Origin of the sequence: Caldicellulosiruptor morganii, assembly GCF_026810225.1 — a bacterium.
Classification (GTDB): Bacteria; Bacillota; Thermoanaerobacteria; order Caldicellulosiruptorales; family Caldicellulosiruptoraceae; genus Caldicellulosiruptor; species Caldicellulosiruptor morganii.
Genome location: NZ_CP113865.1, coordinates 1,943,844 through 1,966,688 on the forward strand (window position 1 = coordinate 1,943,844; position 22,845 = coordinate 1,966,688).

24 protein-coding genes are annotated in these 22,845 nt (G+C 38.5%); 6 read left to right on the forward strand and 18 right to left on the reverse strand.

Annotated elements, in window-relative coordinates; translation table 11 throughout:
- The 17 genes from OTK00_RS09740 to OTK00_RS09820 all read right to left on the reverse strand — a co-directional run bounded on the left by OTK00_RS09740 (position 1) and on the right by OTK00_RS09820 (position 17,933).
- Positions 1 to 1,722 (reverse strand): flagellar hook-length control protein FliK, encoded by a 1,722-nt coding sequence (locus OTK00_RS09740; protein WP_052670856.1) that lies wholly within the window; start codon positions 1,720 to 1,722, stop codon positions 1 to 3.
- Positions 1,723 to 1,777: 55 nt separating this feature from the next.
- Entirely contained in the window at positions 1,778 to 2,608 is an 831-nt protein-coding gene (locus tag OTK00_RS09745; RefSeq protein ID WP_268760779.1) for a MotE family protein, read from the reverse strand.
- Positions 2,589 to 3,047, reverse strand: a complete 459-nt coding sequence (locus tag OTK00_RS09750) for a flagellar export protein FliJ (protein ID WP_045168991.1) — start codon at positions 3,045 to 3,047, stop codon at positions 2,589 to 2,591. Before OTK00_RS09750 ends, OTK00_RS09745 begins: the two co-directional genes overlap by 20 nt.
- A gap of 17 nt (positions 3,048 to 3,064) precedes the next feature.
- Positions 3,065 to 4,360 (reverse strand): flagellar protein export ATPase FliI, encoded by a 1,296-nt coding sequence (fliI, locus tag OTK00_RS09755; protein WP_045168990.1) that lies wholly within the window; start codon positions 4,358 to 4,360, stop codon positions 3,065 to 3,067.
- Position 4,361: 1 nt separating this feature from the next.
- Complete coding sequence (locus tag OTK00_RS09760; protein ID WP_045168988.1) at positions 4,362 to 5,117, reverse strand: FliH/SctL family protein; 756 nt, start codon at positions 5,115 to 5,117, stop codon at positions 4,362 to 4,364.
- Positions 5,110 to 6,120 (reverse strand): flagellar motor switch protein FliG, encoded by a 1,011-nt coding sequence (gene fliG / locus OTK00_RS09765; protein ID WP_045168986.1) that lies wholly within the window; start codon positions 6,118 to 6,120, stop codon positions 5,110 to 5,112. Before fliG ends, OTK00_RS09760 begins: the two co-directional genes overlap by 8 nt.
- An 8-nt stretch (positions 6,121 to 6,128) precedes the next feature.
- On the reverse strand, positions 6,129 to 7,823 hold the full coding sequence (fliF, locus tag OTK00_RS09770; protein ID WP_045168985.1) for a flagellar basal-body MS-ring/collar protein FliF: 1,695 nt from the start codon (positions 7,821 to 7,823) through the stop codon (positions 6,129 to 6,131).
- Positions 7,824 to 7,856: 33 nt separating this feature from the next.
- Positions 7,857 to 8,165: a flagellar hook-basal body complex protein FliE gene (gene fliE, locus OTK00_RS09775; RefSeq protein ID WP_045168984.1), complete on the reverse strand. Its 309-nt coding sequence runs from the start codon at positions 8,163 to 8,165 to the stop codon at positions 7,857 to 7,859.
- 31 nt (positions 8,166 to 8,196) lie between these two features.
- Entirely contained in the window at positions 8,197 to 8,640 is a 444-nt protein-coding gene (gene flgC, locus OTK00_RS09780; protein ID WP_045168983.1) for a flagellar basal body rod protein FlgC, read from the reverse strand.
- A 9-nt stretch (positions 8,641 to 8,649) separates the two neighbouring features.
- Positions 8,650 to 9,060, reverse strand: a complete 411-nt coding sequence (gene flgB / locus OTK00_RS09785; RefSeq protein ID WP_045168982.1) for a flagellar basal body rod protein FlgB — start codon at positions 9,058 to 9,060, stop codon at positions 8,650 to 8,652.
- 178 nt (positions 9,061 to 9,238) lie between these two features.
- The gene (gene codY / locus OTK00_RS09790; protein WP_045168981.1) at positions 9,239 to 10,033 is read right to left on the reverse strand and encodes a GTP-sensing pleiotropic transcriptional regulator CodY; all 795 of its coding nucleotides are present in this window, start codon (positions 10,031 to 10,033) and stop codon (positions 9,239 to 9,241) included.
- Positions 10,034 to 10,065: 32 nt separating this feature from the next.
- Complete coding sequence (hslU, locus tag OTK00_RS09795; protein ID WP_045168980.1) at positions 10,066 to 11,463, reverse strand: ATP-dependent protease ATPase subunit HslU; 1,398 nt, start codon at positions 11,461 to 11,463, stop codon at positions 10,066 to 10,068.
- A gap of 11 nt (positions 11,464 to 11,474) precedes the next feature.
- Positions 11,475 to 12,005 (reverse strand): ATP-dependent protease subunit HslV, encoded by a 531-nt coding sequence (gene hslV, locus OTK00_RS09800; RefSeq protein ID WP_045168979.1) that lies wholly within the window; start codon positions 12,003 to 12,005, stop codon positions 11,475 to 11,477.
- A gap of 23 nt (positions 12,006 to 12,028) precedes the next feature.
- Positions 12,029 to 13,339, reverse strand: a complete 1,311-nt coding sequence (trmFO, locus tag OTK00_RS09805) for a methylenetetrahydrofolate--tRNA-(uracil(54)-C(5))-methyltransferase (FADH(2)-oxidizing) TrmFO (protein WP_045168978.1) — start codon at positions 13,337 to 13,339, stop codon at positions 12,029 to 12,031.
- Between the two features lie 8 nt (positions 13,340 to 13,347).
- Positions 13,348 to 15,432 (reverse strand): type I DNA topoisomerase, encoded by a 2,085-nt coding sequence (gene topA / locus OTK00_RS09810; protein ID WP_045168977.1) that lies wholly within the window; start codon positions 15,430 to 15,432, stop codon positions 13,348 to 13,350.
- 29 nt (positions 15,433 to 15,461) lie between these two features.
- On the reverse strand, positions 15,462 to 16,553 hold the full coding sequence (gene dprA / locus OTK00_RS09815; RefSeq protein ID WP_045168976.1) for a DNA-processing protein DprA: 1,092 nt from the start codon (positions 16,551 to 16,553) through the stop codon (positions 15,462 to 15,464).
- A gap of 24 nt (positions 16,554 to 16,577) precedes the next feature.
- Positions 16,578 to 17,933: an RtcB family protein gene (locus tag OTK00_RS09820; protein WP_045168975.1), complete on the reverse strand. Its 1,356-nt coding sequence runs from the start codon at positions 17,931 to 17,933 to the stop codon at positions 16,578 to 16,580.
- Between the two features lie 111 nt (positions 17,934 to 18,044).
- Between OTK00_RS09820 and OTK00_RS09825 the strand changes: the two genes are divergently transcribed.
- Both OTK00_RS09825 and OTK00_RS09830 read left to right on the forward strand, forming a co-directional pair.
- The gene (locus tag OTK00_RS09825; RefSeq protein ID WP_241765455.1) at positions 18,045 to 18,524 is read left to right on the forward strand and encodes a glycerol-3-phosphate acyltransferase; all 480 of its coding nucleotides are present in this window, start codon (positions 18,045 to 18,047) and stop codon (positions 18,522 to 18,524) included.
- Positions 18,514 to 18,636 carry a hypothetical protein gene (locus OTK00_RS09830; RefSeq protein ID WP_268760780.1) on the forward strand — a complete coding sequence of 41 codons (123 nt, stop codon included), beginning with the start codon at positions 18,514 to 18,516 and terminating at the stop codon, positions 18,634 to 18,636. Before OTK00_RS09825 ends, OTK00_RS09830 begins: the two co-directional genes overlap by 11 nt.
- A 70-nt stretch (positions 18,637 to 18,706) precedes the next feature.
- Here the strand turns inward: OTK00_RS09830 and OTK00_RS09835 are convergent, their stop codons facing one another.
- On the reverse strand, positions 18,707 to 20,104 hold the full coding sequence (locus OTK00_RS09835; RefSeq protein WP_045168974.1) for a radical SAM protein: 1,398 nt from the start codon (positions 20,102 to 20,104) through the stop codon (positions 18,707 to 18,709).
- A 162-nt stretch (positions 20,105 to 20,266) separates the two neighbouring features.
- On the opposite strand from OTK00_RS09835, the gene OTK00_RS09840 reads away from it, so the two are divergent.
- The 4 genes from OTK00_RS09840 (at position 20,267) to OTK00_RS09855 (ending at position 22,812) form a co-directional block, all read left to right on the forward strand.
- Positions 20,267 to 20,584 carry an ArsR/SmtB family transcription factor gene (locus OTK00_RS09840; protein WP_045168973.1) on the forward strand — a complete coding sequence of 106 codons (318 nt, stop codon included), beginning with the start codon at positions 20,267 to 20,269 and terminating at the stop codon, positions 20,582 to 20,584.
- Between the two features lie 161 nt (positions 20,585 to 20,745).
- Entirely contained in the window at positions 20,746 to 21,165 is a 420-nt protein-coding gene (locus OTK00_RS09845; protein ID WP_045168972.1) for a Fur family transcriptional regulator, read from the forward strand.
- Between the two features lie 3 nt (positions 21,166 to 21,168).
- Positions 21,169 to 22,029, forward strand: coding sequence for a metal ABC transporter substrate-binding protein (locus OTK00_RS09850; RefSeq protein WP_045168971.1), 861 nt, complete (start codon positions 21,169 to 21,171; stop codon positions 22,027 to 22,029).
- A 27-nt stretch (positions 22,030 to 22,056) separates the two neighbouring features.
- Positions 22,057 to 22,812, forward strand: a complete 756-nt coding sequence (locus tag OTK00_RS09855) for a metal ABC transporter ATP-binding protein (protein WP_045168970.1) — start codon at positions 22,057 to 22,059, stop codon at positions 22,810 to 22,812.
- Positions 22,813 to 22,845 lie beyond the last annotated feature (33 nt).

Genomic DNA, 22,845 nt, shown 5'->3' on the forward strand with positions numbered 1-22,845 from the left:
TCAAGCTCTCAAGTTTAATACATTCTCGCTCATCTCATATATCAGATCTTCTATCAAGTAAGCGTCAGTCTCATGCACATCAAAAATAGAGTTTTGCTTCTGGAAAAATCGCTGCTGGTTTTGAAACTTCTGACCACTGCTATTATTTCCAAGGCTCACATTCAACTGTGATATATTTATACCCTGGTCTTTTAAAATTGTAAGAAGATTGGAAAGCGAACTTTCAATAACCTCTTTTACCTGTGGATTTGTTACCACAATATTCCCTGTAATATTACCGCTAAGGTCCTTATTTAGCTCAATCACAACACTGCCAAGCCATTCAGGTTTTATAGAAACAGTTAGAGTTGTCAGGTTCTGTTTGTGGCTCAGCAGAATCTTCTCTGCTATTTGATCAATCACTGTCACTCTTAAAGGCTTAATGGCATTTTCATCTGGTTTTATTTCCACTTTAAAAAGCGAATTTATATCAAACTTTGAAAAAACTTTACCTGAAATATCATTTACATCATCACTTGAGTCTTTTACATCATTTGAGTCTTTTGAACCAGCTTTCTCCATATTTTGAACCAAACTTTTCATATCAGTTTTCGCAGATTCTTTTAAGTCCTGCAGCAATGTTTGAAGATGATCGCTGCTGCTTGTGCTCTTATCTTCAGCGTAAGCTACACTTTCATAAAGACCATTTAATACATCAGTATGAAGATTTGCTGAATTGCCAAAATGCTCGGATAAAATCTCTGATAGCTTTTCTAAAATGGCTGTCTTACTGTCAGTTAACTTCTCATCACCTGTTGCAAGAATATTATCTCTTTTAGCATCTAAAAAAATATTTTTTAGCAGTTCAAAAAAGCTGCTTTTGAGATTGGCTGTAGCATCAACATTTTCAAATACAAGTTTTGCAAAAGGCAAAGCCTTGTTTCCAAACTCAGCCGGTGCACTCTGAACCTGCTCTGTACTTCTTAAAAATTCAGCTAAGGCTTTGGTTACTGCAGATGCAAGAATGTTACCGTTTTTAGCATCTAAAAAAATATTTTTTAGATGCTCAAAAAAGCTGCTTTTGAGATTGGCTGTAGTATCAACACTATAAAGCCTTTCATCACCGAGCCCCAGAGCATCAGCATTTTCAAATACAAGTTTTGCAAAGAGCAAAGCACTTTTTTCAAACTCAGCCGGTGCACTCTGAACCTGCTTTGTACTTCTTAAAAATTCAGCTAAGGCTCTGGTTACTGCAGATGCATCAAAAGCAGTTTCAAGATTTAATAATGCTTCTATCCTTTCAGAAGGCAAAGATGCACCTGTTTTTTTATCGTTCAAAGCCTGCTTTTCAAACTCAACTGTATTGCCTACTCTATTTTGCAGCAGGCTCAGTATCAGCTGCAGCATCAGATTAGAAACTTCTTCTTTTTCTGAAGCAGCCTTGGAAGATTCTTGCAGCATTTCAATATCAGGATTTGAACTTTCATCTGTCTCTTTGCAACTCTGTGCTATCATTTTTCTTACTTCGGGGTTTAAAACAGGTGCAAAATTTTTTCCTCCTTTCTCCCTATTTCCAGTTTCAGCCGGAGCACTGCTTTCCGTGTCCTTTTTTGATGCACTGTCAAAAACTTTTCTAAATGATACTCTGTCAGTTCCTCGAACATTTTGAAAGCTTTCCTCTGCTTTGCCTGATGCTGCTGCTGGGAAAAAAGCGCTTGCTATTCTTATCAAACCTGCATCCAAATCTTAATTTCCCCCCTTTCGTTTTAAAGTAATACTGAAAACTTGATTTTTTAATTTATTTCAATGCTGAAAGGTCAGAAGTGACCTTTGCAGCATTTTCAGGCTTCATGCTGGCAATTATCTGTGAAGATGTTTTTGTATCAAGGTTTTTTAAGATATTTAGCACAAGGTTATATTTTTCTTTATCACCCATCATGTTTTCAAATATAGAAGCTGCTATCCTTGAGTCAATGTTTTTATAAATATCAACAAGGATTGAGATATTCTGAGCCTGCAAAGCCCCCGACTGACCCGAAACTCCTAATAATTTTATCGTCTTATTCGAAGAAATATTTGATAGTATCTCGGATGCAGTTTCACCCGAAATGTTTTTCAAAACAGCTGACGCCATCTGTGAATCTGTATCTATCAGACTTTCCAGTATCTTTGCAGCTTTTTTTGAATCCATATTTTGAAGATAACCTGAAAAATCTTTCACCTTGTTTGAAATATCTGTCTGTTTTGCCACAATATCATTTAGCCTTGCTGTGACATCCTGCAGGTGTTTTTGCAAATTCGAATTTTCTGTCTGAAGCTGCTTTAGCTTGCTCTGTAAATCCCTGTTTTGCCTCTCAAGCTCAGCTATCTGCTGCCTGTAAACTTTTTCTAAGTCCACTTTCTGTGTTGACTGTGCAGTTTTTTTACCGGGCAAAGCCTTTTGAAGTAAACTGTCAAAAGCAGTCTTTGCACCAAAAAGATTAAAATACACCGCCGCAAAAGAAGCCCCACCCACAAAGAGTAAAATTAGCAGAAAGATCAGTCCCTTTTTGCCCTTTTTCTTTTTCTTACCTTCTTGATTTCTTTCAAGCTTTGCTGAATCAACATTTCTACTTTCTGACACCATCATCACCCAGGTTCTTGTAGATTTTGTAAGAAATTATTCTATCAAGTTCTTTATTTTCCATATGTTTTAGTTCATTTGCCAAACCTATCATAAACTTTTCTTTCAACCTCTCATATTTTTTCTTTTCAATCATGCTGTCTACAAGTTCTTTTCTTTTCTCCTCTACCTTCATCTGCTGATAATATATGAGTTGATTCTGAATATCTATCTTTTTTCTCAGACTTCCCATAAACCGAGAATAATACCTTGCTTCATCGGGTGAAAACACGCCATTATAAATAAATTTTAGCTGATTTTTGGTTTCACTGAGCTTGCTTTCAAATTCAAGTTTTTTTTCTATATATCCATTTAAAATTTGGTTCTGCTTTGCAAGTTCGCTTTTTCTAATTTCTTCCAGCTGCTTTTTAATCCTCAGAATCTGTTCGAACCTGAAGCTTTTCATTCTTTATTCAACCCTTTTTAAGATATAATACTCTTCAACATCTCAAGTTCCTGAGCAAACTCAAATTTCTCATCAATATCTTGCCTCAAAAACTCATTAATCCGTGGCATAAGCTCAATTGCCCTGTCAATATCGCTATTTGTCCCTTTTGTATATGCACCAATTGTAATCAAATCCTCAGCTTCTTTATAGGTGGCCAAAATCCGCTTTGTCTCATTTGCCAGTGCCCTGTGCTCAGGACTTACAATATCATTCATTACCCTGCTGATGCTTGCAAGCACATCTATAGCAGGATAGTGATTCTTGTTGGCAATCGACCTTGACAAAACTATATGCCCGTCCAGAATACCCCTTGCTGTGTCGGTAATTGGCTCATTAAAATCATCACCATCCACAAGCACTGTATAAAGAGCAGTAATAGAACCTTTTTGGTTCTTGCCGGCACGCTCCAGAAGTTTTGGCATTATGCTAAAAACAGAGGGTGTATATCCTCTTGAAACAGGTGGCTCTCCAATTGCAAGCCCAATCTCTCTCTGTGCCATTGCAAACCGGGTAAGCGAATCCATCATGAAAAGAACATCCATACCCCGGTCACGAAAATACTCTGCAATTGCCATTGCAACATAAGCAGCTTTCACTCTTTTTAGTGCTGACTCATCAGAAGTTGCAACAACCACAACAGACCTTCGCAAACCCTCTTCTTTTAAATCCTTTTCTAAAAACTCCTTGAGCTCTCTCCCTCTTTCACCAATCAGTGCCAAAACATTCACATCAGCCTTGGCATTCCTTGCTATCATACCAAGCAGTGTACTTTTTCCAACACCACTTCCTGCAAATATCCCCACTCTTTGTCCCTTTCCAATTGTGAGCAGAGCATCAATTGCTTTTATACCCAGCGGCATTATTGAATCTATCCTCGGCCTTTCAAGAGGGTTTGGCGCCCTGTTCTCTACAGGGTACTTTATTCTGGATTTTATCTCTCCTCTGCCGTCAATGGGTTGCCCGAGACCATCCAAAATCCTGCCCAGGAGCTCTTCGCCAACTCTGACCTCAAAAATGTTATCCTGCGCAATAACCTTGCAACCAGGAAAAATGCCTATAAGGTCTGAGTATGGCATCAAAAGCACCTTGTTTTCCTTAAACCCTACAACCTCTGCTAAGGTCTCTGACTTTGCTGTTTTGATTTTGCATACTGTGCCGATGCTCACAGCAGGTCCTATCGACTCTATTGTCAGTCCTATAACTTGATTTACAAAACCTGTAAAATGATAAAAATTGGCACTTTCTATCTTTGTTATCAAGCCCTCAAACATTTCAATCACCAATTATTGAAAAGACTATCTGTTGAAGTTTTTCAAGCCGTGTTTTTATACCTGTTTCCACAAACCCATAGGGTGTTTCAATCACAATATCACCGGACGCCAGCGCCTTGTCAATCCTGATTTCAACTCTGTCAATACCTTCAATTCCCCGCAAAATTTCATCCAGGTTTTGTTTTACATAATCAAAATCCTCTTTACTTGTTCTTATAATAAGACTGCTCTTTATTGAAAGCTGAGAAATGGCATTTTTTATGAAGCTTTTGATAAACTCCTTATCGCTTACTTCTTTTTCCACAACCTTTTCCACAATCATGGGCACAAGCAGCAACAATTCATTCTGAGCATCTTTTAATATTCTTTCGCGCTCAGTTAAAACCTGCAATTTAAGGTTTTCTATCTCCTGAAGTGCTTTTTCATATTCTGCTCTGGCATTCATCTCTCCCCTGGCAAAACCCTCATTAAATCCTTTTTCAAAAGCCTCTTTTTTGATTTTATCTGCCTGAATTTCTGCCTCTTTTACAATCCTTTCTGCTTCCTCTTTTGCTTTATTTAAAATCTCTTCTGCTTCCTTTCTAAATGCTTCATTCTGCTCCTGCTGACGTTTAAATTCCTCTTCCTGTTCCTTTAGCTTTCTTTCATAGTGTTCAATCTCGGCTTTTGCTTTTATTAGCTTTTCCAAAATCACCTTGTAGTTTGTCTCCACAGGGTTTTGAATCAGCACCTGATTGTGCCTTATCAAATTAGACAATTATCTCATCTCCCCCACCGCGAGCTATTACAATCTCACCAGCATCCTCAAGTTTGCGTATTATATTGACAATCTTTTGCTGCGCTTCCTCAACATCGCGTATTCTGACAGGTCCCATATACTCCATGTCTTCCTGTATCATTTCTGCCATACGCTTTGACATATTGCTAAAAATAACTTTTCTGACCTCTTCTGTTGTGCCTTTGAGCGCAATTGCAAGCGTATTGTTCTCAACCTCACGCAGAACTCTTTGAATAGACCTGTTATCAAGCTTGATAATGTCTTCAAATACAAACATTCTCTTTCTAATCTCTTCAACAAGCTCCACATCTTCTATCTCCAGAGCCTCCAGTATTCTCTTTTCTGTGCCCCTGTCAACAGCATTCAATATATCAACTATTGCCTGAATACCACCAACAACTGTGTAATCCTGCATTACAACCGACGACAGCTTCTTTTCAAGCACCTTTTCAACCTCACGGATGACATCCGGCGAGGTCCTGTCCATAAGAGCAATTCGTCTTGCAACCTCAGCCTGCTTTTCCTGTGGCAGTGATGCAAGAACCTGTGCTGCCTGCTGGGGCTTCAGATAAGCAAGAACAAGTGCAATAGTCTGTGGATGTTCATTTTGTATAAAGTTGATTATCTGTGACGCATCAGCTTTGCGAATAAAGTCAAAAGGTCTAACCTGCAGCGACACCGTCAGTCTTTCAATAATTTCTTTTGCTTTTTCAGGACCAAGTGCCTTTTCCAGTACCTCTTTTGCATAGTCGATACCGCCTTCTGCAATATACTCCTGTGCAAGACACAGATTGTAAAACTCTTCTAATATGGCTCGTTTCTGTTCAGGCGAAACAGTCCTGATATTGGCTATCTCAAGGGTTAGCTCTTCTATTTCTTCCTCTTTTAAATATTTGAATACTCTGGAAGATCTCTCTGGACCCAGCGCTATCAAAAGCATAGCGGCTTTTTGCTTGCCAGAAATTTCACCTGCTTTTGGCATTTTTTATATCACTCCCAATCCTCATTGAGCCAGTTTCTTAGAAGCTGTGCAACAACCTCCGGCTTTTCGCGAAGAAGCTTATCTATCTGTTTTTCATACTGATTCACACCAAATTCCTCTAAATTTATTTCTTCCACTTGAGCCTCTTCTTTTTCTCTCTTCTCCCTGGCCTGCTGCAAACCCTCCTGTGCAAGTTCTTCTCCAGAAGAAATGCTTACTTCCCCAATTCCTGCAAGCTCAAGCTGTTTTGCCGGTTTGACCCTGACAGATTTTATCAGTAAACTGAGCGCAAATATCATCAAAAGTAAAAATGCTAATGCAACATAAATATAATCAAGAGGAATCTGCTTCTCTGGTTTGTCAACAAATGTGGGAATTTCGTACCCCTCCACAGTTACATTTTGAATTCCAGTAGCGTTTTTTATAATATTTACAATATTCTCAATCTCTTTCTGATCTGTTAAAAAAGTTCTTTTATTGTTCTGATTCTGAAGTTTAAACTCATCCCAGCCAATTGTTTTTGCCTGGTTGGACTTTTCATAGTCTTCCTGCCTGTATGTAACATACCTGTAGAGCACAACCGCAATTGATGACTTATCATAGTTTATTGTTCCAGGTGCTTTGATTGTCTCAATCTTTTTTTCATTGTTCTGGTAATTTACAGTTTCATCAGTCTTTGAATAGGAAGACTGCCCGCCCTGAGTGGCAAGCGGGTACTGTGGAGCATTTTGAGTGGGGTTTGTATCGGTCCCTGGAACACCGCTTGTAGATGAATTGTTGCTCTGTGCCTCTTCCTTTGTGGTCTTTCTGGAAACAACTATACCACTGTCCTCTAAGACAGGCGAATACCTTGTTTCACTGACTTTTTGCATATCAAAGTTCATATCCAGATTCACAGAAACTTTAACATCCTCAGGAGAACTAACGTAATTCCCAAGAAGCTCTTTGACCTTCCTTTCTATCTCATTCTTTGTTGCAATCTTTAGCTGAAGCTGCTTGCTTGAAAGACCTTCAGCAACATCAGTTGAATTTATAGACAAATAATTTCCTTTATTGTCTATTATTACCACATTTTCTGGCAAAAGTCCCTCCACCGATGCAGCCACGAATCTCTGGATGCCCTCTATCTGGTCAGCCGACAGACTTTTTCTGAGAGTAAGTTTTACACTTGCCGTTGGCTTTGTAGATTCATCCTTTAGAGCAAATGTATAATCTTCGGGCACACTGAGATTCACAACCGCATCTTCTATGTAATCGGTCATCTCTTTCAGGGCTTTTTGAATCTCACTTTCTTTTAGCTTTATAAATGTTCTTCTCTTATCAGCTTCTGTTGCTGTCATTGAACTTGAAAGTTTTAGAGCATCTTCAAATGTGATCTCACTGCTTTTGGGATAACCGGAAAGTGCTGCTGCCATTTTAGCCCTGTCAATATCGGTATCCTTTACTAAAATGGTTGTTCCACTGTTTGTTATCTTTGAATCAATCTTCTGTTCATCTAAGGTTTTCTGGATTTCTGCTACATCCCTGGGATCAAGCCCCGAGAAAAGAACAACATAGTGTGGCCTTGTAGTAATATAAATAGCGACAATTACCGATAATAAAATTATAGAAGAAGAAATCAGCAGCATTGCTTTCTGAGACTTTGAAAGCTTGTCCCATTTTTCTTTTATATTCTTCAAAGAATCACTTAAAAATTGAGGCAACTATTATACCTCCCCGCAAAAAATATAAAAAGGCTATACCTGCATCCTCATAATCTCATTGTAAGCATCTAAAATCTTGTTTCTGATCTGAAGTGTAAGTTGCAAAGCCAAGGAAGCCTTTTCGGATGCTACAATCGCATCCTGGGGATTTGACGTAAGCCCGAGAGTAAAAAGCTGGTTCTGGTAGTCAGCCTCTTTTTGAAGATTATCAACGCCCTCTAAAGTTCTGTAGAGAAAATCCACAAACGAGGTGGAAGAGTTTCTATTTACATCTTTTCCTGTATCTGAAACTAATTTTTCGAAAGTTTTTGAAATACTGTCAAAATTAATACTTCCAACCATCAATGATCCTCCCTTTTAAAAAACATCCTCTTTACTTTCCTATCTCAAATGTTCTTGTAATCATACTCTTTGTAATGTTCATAGCAGTGATATTTGCCTCATACGCGCGGGATGCCTCAATCATATTCACCATCTCGGTTACAATATCAACATTCGGATAGTTTACATAACCATTCTGATCGCTATCCGGATGAGATGGGTCATAAACTCTTTTAAACGGACTTGGGTCTTCAATTATAGCTTTTACTCTCACACCACCGTATGTATTGGTGTTTGCAGCATTCAATTTTTCATTTAAAATATCGCTAAAACTTTGCTTTCTTTCCTCGAAAACAACAATCTTTCTTCTGTAAGGTGTACCGTCTTCTGTGCGGGTTGTATTGGCATTTGCAATGTTTTGGGCAATTACATCCATCCTCACCCGCTGTGCATGCAAAGCCGAACTTGAAATATTTATAGCATCAAACATACCCATTTTCTAATCTCACCTGCCCTCTTTTATAACCATCTTCCACTTGTTTATCTCTCTGGACAGCTGAAGGCTTACACCGTCAAAGTACAAAGAGTTCTGTAAAAGTTTTCCCATTTCCTGTTCAATATCCACTGTATTGCTATCAAGTCGCATCTGAAAGCTACTGTCCAAAACCTCAAGTGAAGTATCAGCACTGCTATCATCCGCCTTGTCTGACTTTATATGCCTTCTGTCGGTTGTTATGAGATTCAATTCATCCTTATTTGCCAGGTATTCCTGCAAAAATGCTTTGAAATTCAAATCTTTTGCTTTATAGCCGGGTGTGTCGGCATTCGCAATGTTGTTCGATATAAGCTCATTTCTTTTCCATGCATAATCCAGAGCTTTTTTGTAAAAGTCTATTCTGTCAAACATATTAATCATTTTTCTCTTACTCCCTCTGTATTTCGACAATCTTTTATTTTATTTTACAAAATTTTTGATAAAAATACCATACAAAATTTTTTTAGAAATAAAGATAGAGAGGACAGCAGGTACTATCCTTTACTGTCCTCTCTTAAACCCTCTTTTTTATATATTATTTTCTTTAAACTGTAAAATTCTACTTTACTTTCAGCTTATGCTTATAATTTTCTATCTCATTTCTCACAAGATCATTTAATACCTTTATATACGTCCCTTTTAATCCTAAGGACCTTGTTTCAATAAGCCCTGCACTTTCAAACTTTCTCAATGCATTTACAATTACAGACCTTGTTATTCCCACCTTATCTGCAATTTTACTTGCAACCAGCAACCCCTCATTTGTTTTAAGCTCTTCGAATATGTGAATCAGAGCTTCAAGCTCTGAAACCGAAAGTGTATCTATTGCCGACTTTATCATCTCTCTCTTTTTCTTTTCCTCTTCATCCTCTTCCTTGGTAAGGTTTAAAAGTTCAAGCCCTACAACTGTGGCAACATATTCTAAAAGAATTACATCCTCTTCTGTAAAATCGGTATGGCTCTTCAAAGAAACAACTGTTCCAAATCGCCTTGTGCCACCCACAATAGGTATTATTGTACAGAATATATCTTTTATATCAACCCTTTTGCTCTCTACCTCCACAATCTTTGCTATGTCAGAAAGCTTCAAATTTATCCTTGTATCAATAAAAGACCAGAAGAATTTCTGAACATCCTCTTTCAAAGTCCCATCCTGATTGGCTTTAATCTCTGCACTGACAAACGGCATTATATACTTAGAAAATATTTTACCGTTTGCATCAACAAAGAAAACGGTTGAGTCTGTAACATCACCCACAATGCAGCACAGCTTGTTAAAGTCCAGAATTTCCTTTTCTTTGCTCTGAACAATCCTGTTTATTTTCCTGACCTTTTCGAGAAGACTTTGCTGCATGTATCTTTGCTCCTTTCGCAAAGTTGCTAAAACTAAATAATAAACCTGTTGAGGTCCTTATCTTTTATCATGTCTGAAACTTTGGAATACACATAGTCCTTGTCAATTACAATGTCAACCGGCTTCTCAACGCTTGCATATTCAAAAGAAATGTCCTCCATTATCTTCTCAACAACAGTATGAAGCCTTCGCGCACCAATGTTTTCACTTTGCTCATTTATCTTCACCGCAACCTTTGCAATAGCCTCAATGGCATCATCTGTAAATGTTATATTAACCCCCTCTGTCTTCATAAGCTCAATATACTGCTTTGTAATAGCATTCTTTGGCTGTGTCAAAATCTTTTTAAAGTCCTCTTCTGTCAATGGCTGCAGCTCTACAACAACAGGGAACCTTCCCTGAAGCTCAGGAATCAAATCCGAAACTTTTGCAACATGGAAAGCACCGGCAGCAATAAATAAAATGTGGTCTGTCTTTACAGGTCCGTACTTTGTCATGACAGTAGAGCCCTCCACAATGGGCAAAATATCCCTTTGCACACCCTCTCTTGACACATCCGGACCTGCCCCAGAGCCCCTGCCGGCTATTTTGTCTATCTCATCAATAAATATTATTCCATGCTGCTCAGCACGGTTTATTGCTTCTTTTATAACCTCATCCATATCAATGAGTTTATTGTACTCTTCCTGCTCCAGGACCTCGCGCGCTTCCCTTATGGTCATCTTTTTTCTTTTCTTCTTTTTGGGAAACAGCGAACCAAATACATCCTGGAAGGATATCCCCATCTCATCAGAAATTGTGCCCATTATCATCTCAAACGGTGGTTTTACTGTATCCTCCACCTCAACCTCAATTACTCTGTCTTCAAGCTCACCAGATCTTAACTTTTCTCTTAAAATCTCTCTCTGTGTTCTGATATAGTCGTCTGTTGTTTGATAACTTTGCTGCACTTCCTGCTCAGCCCCGCCAAAAAGAGCTTCAAAAGGATTCTTAAATCCAGCCCTCTTTGACTGAGGCTCAGGGATTAATATCTCCAGGATCCTATCCTCAACAAGCGCCTTTGCCCTTTCTTTCATCTTTTCCATGTATTCGCTTTTCACAAGCGAAATTGCATTTTCAACAAGGTCCCGAACCATTGAGTCAACATCTCGTCCAACATATCCAACCTCAGTAAATTTGGTGGCTTCAACCTTCACAAAAGGCGCATTTACAAGCTTTGCAAGTCGTCTTGCAATTTCTGTCTTGCCAACACCTGTTGGCCCCACCATCAGGATATTCTTCGGTGTTATCTCATCCTGAAGCTCTTTCGGAAGCTTTGCACGTCTGTACCTGTTTCTCAGTGCAATGGCAACACATCTTTTTGCCCTATCCTGCCCAACTATATATTTGTCAAGCTCTTTTACTATTTCCTGAGGTGTCAATTCATTCATTTTACTATCACCTACAATTCCAAAACTGTAATATTGTTATTTGTGTACACACAAATAGATGCCGCAATCTCCAGTGCTTTTTTAGCAATCTCGGCAGGCTCAAGGTCGGTATTATGAACAAGCGCTCTGGCTGCTGCCAGCGCATACGGTCCGCCAGAGCCAATTGCTGCTATGCTGTCATCGGGTTCAACAACCTCGCCACTTCCAGAAACTATAAACAAATGTTCGAAATTTGCAACAATCATTAGAGCCTCAAGCCGCCTTAACACCTTGTCCTGCCTCCACTCTTTTGCAAGCTCAACAACGCTTTTTTGCAGATTACCGCTATTTTGTTCAAGCTTTTCTTCAAACTTTTCGCACAATGTTATGGCATCAGCCACAGACCCGGCAAAACCCACCAGAACCTTACCATTGTATACCTTTCGCACCTTTTTAGCAGTCTGTTTCATTATCATATTCTGTGAAAAAGTAACCTGCCCATCACCGGCAATGGCAACCTTTTCACCCTTTTTCACAGCCACAATTGTTGTTGCATCAAACATATTTAACCTCCATAAATTTTAAATTATTCAAAAATCTGATTGGCAATTTGACTGCACAAACTCAGTGACCTTTCAGCAATCAAAAGTTTCTTTTTTTCCTTATCTTTTATCCTTGCAATTTCATCATCAATTGATATTATACCATAGTTTGCATTCATTGGCTGAAAATCTTTTTTTGGTGTTGTGATATACTCAATCAAAGCACCAATGCAGGTTGCTGGAGGAAGAGTAATTTGAGGTTTGCCAAGTACATACCTTGCAGCGTTTATACCTGCCACAATTCCAGTTGCAGCAGACTCCAGATACCCTTCAGCACCTGTTATTTGGCCTGCAAAGAAGATATTTGGGTATTTTTTGAGTGAAAGAAACTTTGTCAAAACCTCTGGTGAGTTTATATAAGAGTTTTTGTGCATAACGCCAAATCTTACAAACTCTGCATTCTCAAGTCCCGGAATCAGTCTGAAAACCCTCTTTTGCTCACCCCATTTGAGCCTTGTTTGAAATCCCACCATATTATAAAGCCTTCCATCCTGAGTATCTTTTCTTAGCTGAACCACTGCATATGGCATCCTGCCAGTTTTGGGGTCAACTATGCCAACAGGTTTTAGCGGTCCAAACCTCATAGTATCAATTCCTCTTCTTGCCATTTCCTCAATTGGCATACATCCCTCAAATAACAGGTCCCTTTCGAAATCCTTGACCTCAATAACCTCAGCATTTACAAGTTCATGGTAAAACCTTTCATATTCTTCCTTTGTCATAGGACAGTTTATATAATCATCCGAGCCCCTGTTATAGCGCGATGCAAAAAAAGCCTTTGAAAAGTCAATGGAGTCTTTTAACACAATGGGCGCTGCTGCATCGAAAAAATAAAGATTTTTACTATTGCAAAGCTTTGATATATCCTCAAGAAGACTTTCTGATGTCAAAGGACCTGTGCTGACAACTACAACCTCATCTCTTGGAATTTCTGTCACTTCCTCGTGGATAATCTCAATCAGAGGATTTTGTTTAATCTTTTCTGTTATATACTCAGAAAACAGAAACCTGTCAACTGCCAAAGCCTGTCCTGCCTCAACCTGTGTGCGGTAAGCTGCTTCCATAACAATTGAACCAAAGAGTTTCATCTCTTCTTTCAAAAGTCCAGAGGCATTTGTCAGAAGCTTTGACTTTAAAGAGTTGCTGCACACAAGCTCAGCAAACCCCTCTTGCTTGTGCGCAGGTGAAAACTTTCTGGGTTTCATCTCGTACAGTCTTACTTTAATACCATACCTGGTAATAGCATTTGCAGCTTCAACACCTGCAAGTCCAGCTCCAATTACTGTTATTTCCATTTTAGTCTTCACTCACCTTTTTCATTTAGCTTTACTTCATACCCGCAGGACTCATTTGAACATACAAGTTTTTTGCTACCTTTTTTGCCCTTTTCAAACATAAGCTGATTGCATTTAGGGCAGTTACCGGCCGGCTTTTCCCATACAATCAAGTCACATTCAGGGTAATTTTCGCATGTATAGTATTTTTTGCCCTTCTTTGATTTCTTTTCAACAAGCTTTTTGCCACACCTGGGGCATAAAACATCCAGATAGTCAAAATAAGGTTTTGTGTTTTTACATTCAGGATATCCCGGGCAGGCCAGGAATTTGCCATATCGACCTTTTTTAATAACCATATTTCTCCCACAATTTTCACAGACAATGTCTGTTTGCTCATCCTCAACTTTAATCTGCTGCATGGTATTTCGTGCAATTTCAAGCTCCTTTTCGAGCGGCTGGTAGAACTTTTTTACAATCTCCACCCAGTCAGCTTTACCTTCCTCTATTTTGTCAAGGTTTTCCTCAAGTTCGGCAGTAAACTCAATATCGATTATGTCCTTGAAGTATTCTTTTAAAATATTGGTAACAACTCTTCCAAGCTCTGTTGGTTTTAAAAATCTATCTTCTTTTACAACATACCCCCGCTCCAGAATGGTCTGGATGGTTGGAGCATATGTGCTTGGCCTTCCTATTCCTTTTTCTTCTAACGCTCTTATAAGTGTTGCTTCTGTATAGCGCGAAGGTGGCTGTGTAAAGTGCTGCTTTTTTTCAAGCCCAACCGGCTTTAACATCTCACCTTCGACAATCTCCGGAAGCTGGTTTTCTTCCTCCTCCTCAGTATCTGAATCCTTCCCCTCAACATATACCACCATAAAACCTGGAAATTTCAGCTTTGAACCTGTGAGCTTGAAAATATAGTCCTGGACTTCAAGCTCAGCAGTCAGAGAGTCATATACACTGCTTTCCATCTGTGATGCTAAAAATCTATCATAGATGAGCTTGTAAAGCCTGTACTGGTCAGGTGTTAGAGAATCTTTTATGCTCTCAGGGTCCTTCTCAATATATGTTGGACGGATGGCTTCATGCGCATCCTGAGCATCCTTTTTTGTTTTGTATACTCTTGGATTTTCAGGCACATATTCCTTGCCAAACTTTTGCAATATTACTCTTCTTGCAGCCTCCTGCGCTTCCTGAGAAACCCTTGTTGAATCTGTCCTCATGTAGGTAATTAAACCTACGCTTCCCTCACCCTTTATCTCAACACCCTCATAGAGCATCTGGGCAATCATCATGGTCTTGGCTGGTGTAAACCTTAACTTTCTTGAAGCTTCCTGCTGCAGAGTGCTTGTTATAAAAGGTGGGGGCGGATTTTTCTTCTTTTCAGAGATTTTAAGCTTTGCAACCCTGAATTCCTTATCTTTGAGTTGATTTACAATCTCATCCACCTGCTGTTGATTTTTAAACTCAATTTTGTCTTTTTTGGTGCCATAAAATTTTGCCTTAAACTCCTGATTGTCTTTTTTGAATATTGCCTCTAAGGTCCAGTATTCTTCTGGCTTGAAGTTTTCTATTTCCTCTTCACGCTCAACCACAAGTCGTGTGGCAACAGACTGCACACGCCCTGCAGAAAGCCCACCTTTCACCTTTTCCCACAAAAATGGACTTAGCTTGTATCCCACAAGCCTGTCAAGCACTCTTCGTGCCTGCTGTGCGTTTACAAGATTCTGGTCAATAGGTCTTGCATTCTTTAAAGACTCCTGGACAGCCTTTTTTGTGATTTCATTAAAGGTAATTCTAACACTGCTATTTATATCCAGCCCCAAAATATTTGCCAGATGCCATGAAATTGCCTCGCCCTCCCTGTCAGGGTCGGTGGCAAGGTAAACCTTTTCAGCCTCCATAGCAGATTTTTTGAGTCTGTTTATAACATTTGCCTTTCCGCGAATGTTTATATACTTTGGTGTAAAGTTATTTTCTATATCAACACCTAAGTCGCTCTTTGGAAGGTCTCTTACATGGCCCATTGAGGCTTCTACCTTAAACTCTTTCCCAAGATACTTTGCAATTGTTTTGGCTTTGGCCGGTGATTCAACTATGACAAGCTTTTTCAACGAGCATTTACCTCCTGTATTGGGAAATTTTATATTTTAACAATTATATTGCCTCTCTCCCGAACAACCCTGCCCTTTATCTCAAGCGAGGTTATAACGCTTGCAATTTTTGATGGTGACCAGTTTGTCAGCAAAATCAATTTCTCAATATGAGCTTCACCAATATTGTCCAAAAGCTTTAAGATGGTATTTTCTTCTTCAGAAAGTTCCTCTTCAAAACCAAACAAACTCATTTGTCTTGGAACAAGATTATAAATCTCTTTCAAATCATCCAGAAAATCCTGATATGAGCATACTATCCTTGCCCCTTCTTTTATTAACCTGTTTGTGCCGCTGCTCTTTTGCGAAAAAATATTGCCAGGTACAGCAAAAACCTCTTTTCCCATCTCAAGGGCAAAGTCAACTGTTGAAAATGTCCCGCTTTTCTCTGCTGCCTCTATCACAACAAGGCATGGTGAAAGCATTGCAACAATCCTGTTTCTCTGCGGAAAGTTCATTCTGTCCGGCAAAGTTTTTGGTAAAAACTCAGAAATCACACATCCTTTTTCTGTAATCTGGTTATAAAGCCTGTAATTTTCTTTTGGATATACAACATCCACCCCACACCCTAAAACAGCAATTGTTGTTCCTTTTTCCAGAGCTCCAATATGACAGCATGTATCAATTCCGCGTGCCATACCACTTACCACAACCATCCCCTGCTCAGCAACAATGCTTGCAAGCTCTTTTGCAACTTTCCTGCCATAATATGTGGGTTCTCTTGTGCCAACCATTGAAATTCTATTCTTATCTTTTAGAACATTTAAATTACCCTTTGCAAAAAGTATTACAGGTGAGTGATCAAAATTTTTAAACTCGGGCGGGTAAAACTCATCATCTTCAAGAATTATATTTATACTATTTTTTATACAAAATTCAAGAAGTTTTTCTGCCTCATACAAATCTGATTTTCTAATTAGCTGTGTAATGGATTGAGAAAAGCCATCTAAATTAAATTCTTTTCTGCTAAAGTAGGCATTTTCTAAGCTTTTAAACTCCTGTTTTATCTGTCTGAATTTTTTAGGTCCTATACCTTTTATTGTATAAAGCCAGAGCCAGTAAAGCTTTTTCTCTTCACTCATCTTCCAAACTCTCATCCTTTTTATTTAATCTTTCCCTTTGATAACACCAAGCGGTGTCATTTTTGCAACAGGCACAGCAAGTCTTGAGGTAATAACCGAGTTTATAACAGTATCAATGTCTTTGTAGCTTTGCGGACTTTCGTCCAAAAAGTCTTTAAGATTTCTGGTATTTATTAGTATCTCATTTTCCTGACCCTGTCTCAATGCTTTTGAAAACTCTTCAACCGAAATTGTTTTTTTAGCCTTATTTCGAGAAAGAACCCTTCCCGCTCCATGGTTGACTGTGTGATAGCTAATTATATTATCCTCAATCCCTCTCATAAGATATGAGCTTGAACCCATGCTTCCCGGCAAAATCACAGGATGTCCTGTTTTTAAAAACCTCGGATTTGGAATTAAATAGTGATCCGGCGGCAAAGCCCTGGTTGCACCTTTTCTTATCACAAGCTTTTCTCTGTTTGCAAATCTTTCCATATACGCTATATTGTGTGCGACATCATAAAGTACCCAGACATCAATACCATGCTTATCCAGAACCGAGATTATGAAATTGCTCATATAATGGCGATTTACCTTTGCATAAATTGCTGCTGACTGCATAGCTTTAATATAGTCCTTTGCAACTTTGTTGTCAATTGGTAAAAAGGTAAGCTGCGGGTCAGGAGTTGCAATGCCTCTTGATTTCATTACATCTTTAAATTTTTTTTGATAGTAATCACCGATAACCGCCCCAAACCTTCTTGAGCCTGAGTGAATCATCACAACAAGCTGACCTTCAAAAAGCCCCCACTCTTTTGCAACCTCATCATCTATTACATGAAGTTTTTGAAACTCAATAAAATGATTACCGCCACCGAGGGTTGCAAACTGCTCCTTGCCAATTTCATACGCCTCATCTGGAATTGTGTCAAGGTCAAACTCATGAATCAAAACCATCTTATCCGATATGTCTTTGTCAATCTCTGTGTTTTGCAGGTACTCTTCATACTTTGAGCGTGAAAGAGAAATCTTCTTGTTCTTCTTCCCCACACCTGTCGGAATCAGCTCTTCTATCTCGTTCATCATCTTCTTTAGAAGATTTTTATCTATATCATCTGCATATGATTTTGTAAGTATAAGTCTCATGCCACAGCCTATATCAACACCCACAATTGTAGGTGAAATCCAAGCCTTTGACATGTCCCAGACAATTATAGTCCCGATCGATGTGCCTTTACCAATATGTGCATCTGGTGTGTAGCCCAAAAACTCAACGTTTGGAATCTGAGATGCATTCTTTGCCTGCTGCAAAACTCCCTCGTCAAGGTCTTTTAAAATCTCCTCTGTCATGAAGAATATCGCATAGTCGTTTGTATAAACACCATCTCTTATCTTTTTCATAGACCCAATCACCACTTTCAAGAGATTTTTCTTTTATGGTTTGAAGTACCTCATAAGATGATGTAAAATTTGTTTAAACATCTTTTCAAGCAGGATTTACAAAAAACGACTATGGTATTTGCTCTTATTTCATTTTTGATCGGAAGCATTCCCTTTTCGTATATTATCACAAAGAAGTTTTTCAATAAAGACATAACAGATTCACCTGACAGAAATCCCGGCGCAACCAACGCATTTAGAATAGCCGGAGTAAAAGCAGGTGTGCCTTCGCTTATTCTGGATATTTCAAAAGGATATTTTGTGGCTTATATAGCCAAATACGTGCTTTTTTTGAAAGGACCGAACCTTTATCTTGTTGTTTTTATGGTCATATTAGGTCATGCATACTCTGTTTTTCTTCACTTCCAAGGTGGAAAGTCGATTGCTGCAACCACAGGAGTATTATTTGCCTTCTGGGGCATATTTCCTGTTGTGTTTTTTTGCACTTTTTACATTTTTAGGCCTTTTGATGTACAAGAAAGACAATCTTGGAACAGTGGTTGGAATTTGGTCACTCATGATTTGGGCAAGATGCGTGTACTTGCCAGTTGATGGTTTGATATTTTTGCTTGTGCTGTGCACATTTTTGACATACAGGCAGCTGAGAACCAAAACTATTGAGATGGATTTAATAAAAGTAGCAAAAAATATCTTTAAAGCATAATTCAAAAAGGGCAAGCTTCAAAATATACCAAAGCTTGCCCTTCCTTTCTATATCTTTGGCTCTGTATTTTTTAGCTCTTTACTTCTTCTAACACCGACAGGTCAACCTTGTTCTGAGGAATCCCTTGTTTTCTTTGCTCCCAGAGCTTGTCTGCAACCTTGCCCCACGCCTCTGAATATTCAAGTAGCTTGTTTGCAAGCTCTTCAGCTGTCTCTGTCTCACCACCAATTTGGGTGGGATGTGCACCAGATTCTTCAACAATCTTTTTGAGCTTGAGCGGATTGTCAATCATCGGACACGGTCTTAAATGGTTTTCACTGAAAGGAATATTCCTTCTGTATGCCATAAACAGCGGTGATTTTAGCGCATCAAGCAGTGAACATTCTTTTATATTGACATTTGAGAAATGTATAAATGCGCAGGGCTCAACATCGCCGTTTGCGTTTATATGAAGGTATCTCCTTCCACCTGCAATGCACCCACCGGCAGGCTCACCATCGTTCCAGAAGTCAAGAACAAATATTGGCTTTGACCATCTAATCTCTTCAATCCTCTTGTACATGTAAGCTCTTTGCTCCGGTGTTGCCATGAAAGATACATCAGCGTCCTTGCCGACAGGCACATATGTGAAGTACCAGCCAAATTTTGCACCCTTTTCTATCAAGAAATCTATATACTCATTAGATGATACCTCTTCTACATTGTACCTGTGATATGTTGTTGAAAATCCAAATACAACACCTGCTTCTTTGAGTTTTTCCATTGCTGTTACAACCTTCTTGAACACACCCTGACCACGTCGCTCATCAGTCGACTTTTCAAAACCATCAATACTGATTGCAAAAGCCAGGTTACCCACTTTGGCAACCTTTTCAATGAACTCATCATCCATTAATGTGGCATTTGTGAACGACAGGAACACTGTGTCCTCGTACTTTTCGCAAAGCTTTAATATGTCGTCTTTTCTCAGAAGAGGTTCTCCACCTGAAAAGATTATAAAGTACACTCCAAGATCCTGAGCTTCTTTTACAACTCTATCAAGCACTTCACAGTCAAGTTTTGCTGCTTTATGGTATTCTCCTGCCCAGCATCCTTTGCAGTGGAGGTTGCAAGCAGCTGTCGGGTCAATCAAAATAGCATATGGAATGTTTATATCGTATTTCTTGATGAGCTCCAACTGCTTTGGAACACCGATAAAACCTGCATTCAGGAAAAAGTTGATAAGAATTCTCTCTCTTACCTTTGGATTTGTCTCCTTTATTATCCTCATGGCATAGTGATGCCAGGAACTGTTTGGATCAAGCAAATACTTTTTGGCATTTTGAATATACCACTTGTCCCTATCACGTCTTACTATCTTTTCTGTAAGGTCCAAAATCTTACCCATATTCTCCTCGGGGTTATTTGCAAGGTATCTTATAACCTGTTTTAACACTGCCTCGCCTATTACTCTCTTTGGAAGTTCCATTTCCTCCCACTCCCTCTTTTTTATTCGCTCTTATTATAACTCCAGCAAACTGATGTGTCAATATTTATATATGCATATGCGTATATAACTATGTTTATTTTTTTTTGAAAACGTGCTATAATGTTAATTGTCATCATCTTTATAGCACAAAGGGGAGAGAAAATGACAAGGCTAAATGAAATACTCTATGCACTTTCAGACACAACAAGGCTTAGAATACTGAACATACTGGCTCATCGCGAGCAAAATGTAAGCAATCTGGTAAAGCTTATTCAAGAAAGTCAGCCCAAAGTTTCGCGCCATCTTGCTTACCTTAAAAATGTGGGACTTGTTGAAGCAAAAAGCCATGCTCAGTGGAAGATTTATTTAATAAGAAATGATGTTTTTGATAAATATCCTTTTCTAAAGGCATTGATACAAGACCTCTCTAAATTAGAGCTTTTTGCTAACGACTTAAAATTGCTATCTTCTCTTACTTAAAGGTTTGAAATTTACTGTTATTTAAAAAACCGTGCATCCAAAAAGACCTCCTTTATGAAGGAGGTCTTTTTTACTTTGTGACTATGTTGACTTTTTTATACTGCCGCTTTATAATATCATCATAAGTTGTTGCAAATTATTTGCAAGTAGGTGAAAATAGAATGCAAACATCCAATATAAAAGAGCTATTAAATTCTAACGGTATAAAAGCAACATGGCAAAGAGTAGAGATACTCAAAGTTTTGCAGTCTTCAAACGAATGTCTGAGCGCCAGCCAGATTCATCAAAAGCTCTCAGCCAAAAATATAAATATTGATCTTGCAACAGTCTACAGAGTACTCGAACTTTTCGACAAAAAAGGAATTACTCAAAAGTCTGTCATAAACAGAAAAAGCTTTTTTGAACTTAAAAAATATGAACACTGTCATTATTTTGTCTGTATAAAATGTCAACAAAAAACCAATATTGTTGACTGTAAGATAGACCTGATAAAAGAAGAATTAAGAAAAAGAAACTTTAAGGTTCTGTCACACAATTTAGAGGTATATGGAATTTGCAACAAATGCTGTGGAGGTGATTAGAAGATGAAAAAATGGATACACTTTCTGGTTTTAATAACAATTATGTTTTCCTTTTTGCTCGGTGGTTGCAGCCTGCAAAGCAAATCCACAAATACTGTATACACTACCATCTACCCTGTGTATTCACTCACAAAACTCATAGCAAAGGATAAAATCAAAGTTGAGAAAATAGTGAAAGATGGTGCGGAAATTCACTCATTTGAACCATCTTCACGTGATATTGCCAAGCTCACATCATCAAAAGCAGTTATCTATCTGGGGCTTGTTGATGAATGGGTAAAAAAGCCCCTTGAGGGCACCAAAACAAAAATTTTCAAAGCATCTGATGGTATAGTATTCCAAAACAGTGACCCACATATATGGACATCGCCAGAGCTTTTAAAAAAGATGGCAAAAAACATTAAAGATGCATTGACAAGGATAGACCCAAAAAACAGACAGTACTATGAAACCAACTATAATTTTGTTATTTCAAAATTGGATGAGCTTGATAAAAAATTTCAAGATGTTGTCAGCAGGGCAAAGAGAAAAGAGTTTTTGATATCCCACCCGGCATTCGGATACTTGGCAAAGCAATATGGACTTTTGCAATACTCAATCACAGGAGTGAACGAGGAAGAAGAGCCTTCCGCTGCAAAGATGAAAGAAATAATTAAACTAATCAGGAAGAAAAATATAAAATACATTCTTGTTGACCCAAACGAAAATTTGCCTGCTGTCAAATCGCTGGCAAAAGATACAGGCGTAAAGATAACATACGTATATGGCATGGGAATTGTGAGCAAAGAACAATCAGAAAGAGAGACCATTTTAAGTCTTATGGAGAAGAATCTAAAAGCATTTGAAATTGTTCTGAACAATTAAAAATCTTTCAGGAGAGCGATTTTTAAGATGATTGAGTTAATTGATATCAACTATTTTACAGACCAAAAGCAGATATTAAAAGATATCAATCTTAAAATTCAAAGAGGCGAATTTGCAGCAATTGTAGGTCCCAATGGGTCCGGCAAAACTACGCTTTTAAATATAATAGCAGGGATACTTAAACCGACAGGGGGCAAACTTTTGATATTTGACAAAAGTGATATTTCAGCAAAGGATAGAATGAGAATCTCATATGTTCCCCAAAAGGTTACAAGCTTTAACCAGAGCTTTCCCATCAGCGTTATAGAAACAGTGCTCCTTGGACTTTGTCCAAAAAAAAGACTTTTAGAAGGCTACTTGCGTGAGGATTTAAAAAAAGCTGAGGAGATGTTAAAACTTCTTGAAATAGAAAACCTGAGAGACAGGCTAATAGGTCATCTTTCAGGCGGGCAGCAACAGAGAGTGTTTTTAGCACGTGCTCTAATCTCAAATCCGGAAATCCTGATTTTAGATGAACCCACCGTTGGAATAGACAGCAGATCCGAAGAGCTTCTGTTTGAAATTTTGGCTCAAAAAAAGAAAGAAGACACAACCATTTTGATGGTAACACATGATGTCTATGCTGTCACACACCATGCAGACAAGATAATCTGCATGGGCGATGGCATGATTTATACAGCCTGCAGTGCTAAGGACTTTTCTCCCTCAAAGTTTGAAAGTGTGTATAAATACAGGATAAAGAAGATTGAACACAGACATTTTTACTCTGAAAAAAAAGATTAAAGTCTACATTATTTAAAGGCTGGGATGTGAAAA

What these genes read in the sequence shown, in the direction of transcription:
- trmFO (WP_045168978.1), bottom strand. Translation starts at nt 13,339, where the DNA reads ATGGAAATAACAGTAATTGGAGCTGGACTTGCAGGTGTTGAAGCTGCA.
- flgB (WP_045168982.1), bottom strand. Translation starts at nt 9,060, where the DNA reads ATGATTAATATGTTTGACAGAATAGACTTTTACAAAAAAGCTCTGGAT.
- fliE (WP_045168984.1), bottom strand. Translation starts at nt 8,165, where the DNA reads ATGGTTGGAAGTATTAATTTTGACAGTATTTCAAAAACTTTCGAAAAA.
- OTK00_RS09855 (WP_045168970.1), top strand. Translation starts at nt 22,057, where the DNA reads ATGATTGAGTTAATTGATATCAACTATTTTACAGACCAAAAGCAGATA.
- OTK00_RS09825 (WP_241765455.1), top strand. Translation starts at nt 18,045, where the DNA reads ATGGTATTTGCTCTTATTTCATTTTTGATCGGAAGCATTCCCTTTTCG.
- OTK00_RS09820 (WP_045168975.1), bottom strand. Translation starts at nt 17,933, where the DNA reads ATGAAAAAGATAAGAGATGGTGTTTATACAAACGACTATGCGATATTC.
- fliI (WP_045168990.1), bottom strand. Translation starts at nt 4,360, where the DNA reads ATGTTTGAGGGCTTGATAACAAAGATAGAAAGTGCCAATTTTTATCAT.
- OTK00_RS09840 (WP_045168973.1), top strand. Translation starts at nt 20,267, where the DNA reads ATGACAAGGCTAAATGAAATACTCTATGCACTTTCAGACACAACAAGG.
- dprA (WP_045168976.1), bottom strand. Translation starts at nt 16,553, where the DNA reads ATGAGTGAAGAGAAAAAGCTTTACTGGCTCTGGCTTTATACAATAAAA.
- fliG (WP_045168986.1), bottom strand. Translation starts at nt 6,120, where the DNA reads ATGCCAAAAGCAGGTGAAATTTCTGGCAAGCAAAAAGCCGCTATGCTT.
- OTK00_RS09845 (WP_045168972.1), top strand. Translation starts at nt 20,746, where the DNA reads ATGCAAACATCCAATATAAAAGAGCTATTAAATTCTAACGGTATAAAA.
- hslU (WP_045168980.1), bottom strand. Translation starts at nt 11,463, where the DNA reads ATGAATGAATTGACACCTCAGGAAATAGTAAAAGAGCTTGACAAATAT.
- OTK00_RS09745 (WP_268760779.1), bottom strand. Translation starts at nt 2,608, where the DNA reads ATGATGGTGTCAGAAAGTAGAAATGTTGATTCAGCAAAGCTTGAAAGA.
- OTK00_RS09850 (WP_045168971.1), top strand. Translation starts at nt 21,169, where the DNA reads ATGAAAAAATGGATACACTTTCTGGTTTTAATAACAATTATGTTTTCC.
- OTK00_RS09835 (WP_045168974.1), bottom strand. Translation starts at nt 20,104, where the DNA reads ATGGAACTTCCAAAGAGAGTAATAGGCGAGGCAGTGTTAAAACAGGTT.
- codY (WP_045168981.1), bottom strand. Translation starts at nt 10,033, where the DNA reads ATGCAGCAAAGTCTTCTCGAAAAGGTCAGGAAAATAAACAGGATTGTT.
- flgC (WP_045168983.1), bottom strand. Translation starts at nt 8,640, where the DNA reads ATGGGTATGTTTGATGCTATAAATATTTCAAGTTCGGCTTTGCATGCA.
- hslV (WP_045168979.1), bottom strand. Translation starts at nt 12,005, where the DNA reads ATGTTTGATGCAACAACAATTGTGGCTGTGAAAAAGGGTGAAAAGGTT.
- OTK00_RS09750 (WP_045168991.1), bottom strand. Translation starts at nt 3,047, where the DNA reads ATGAAAAGCTTCAGGTTCGAACAGATTCTGAGGATTAAAAAGCAGCTG.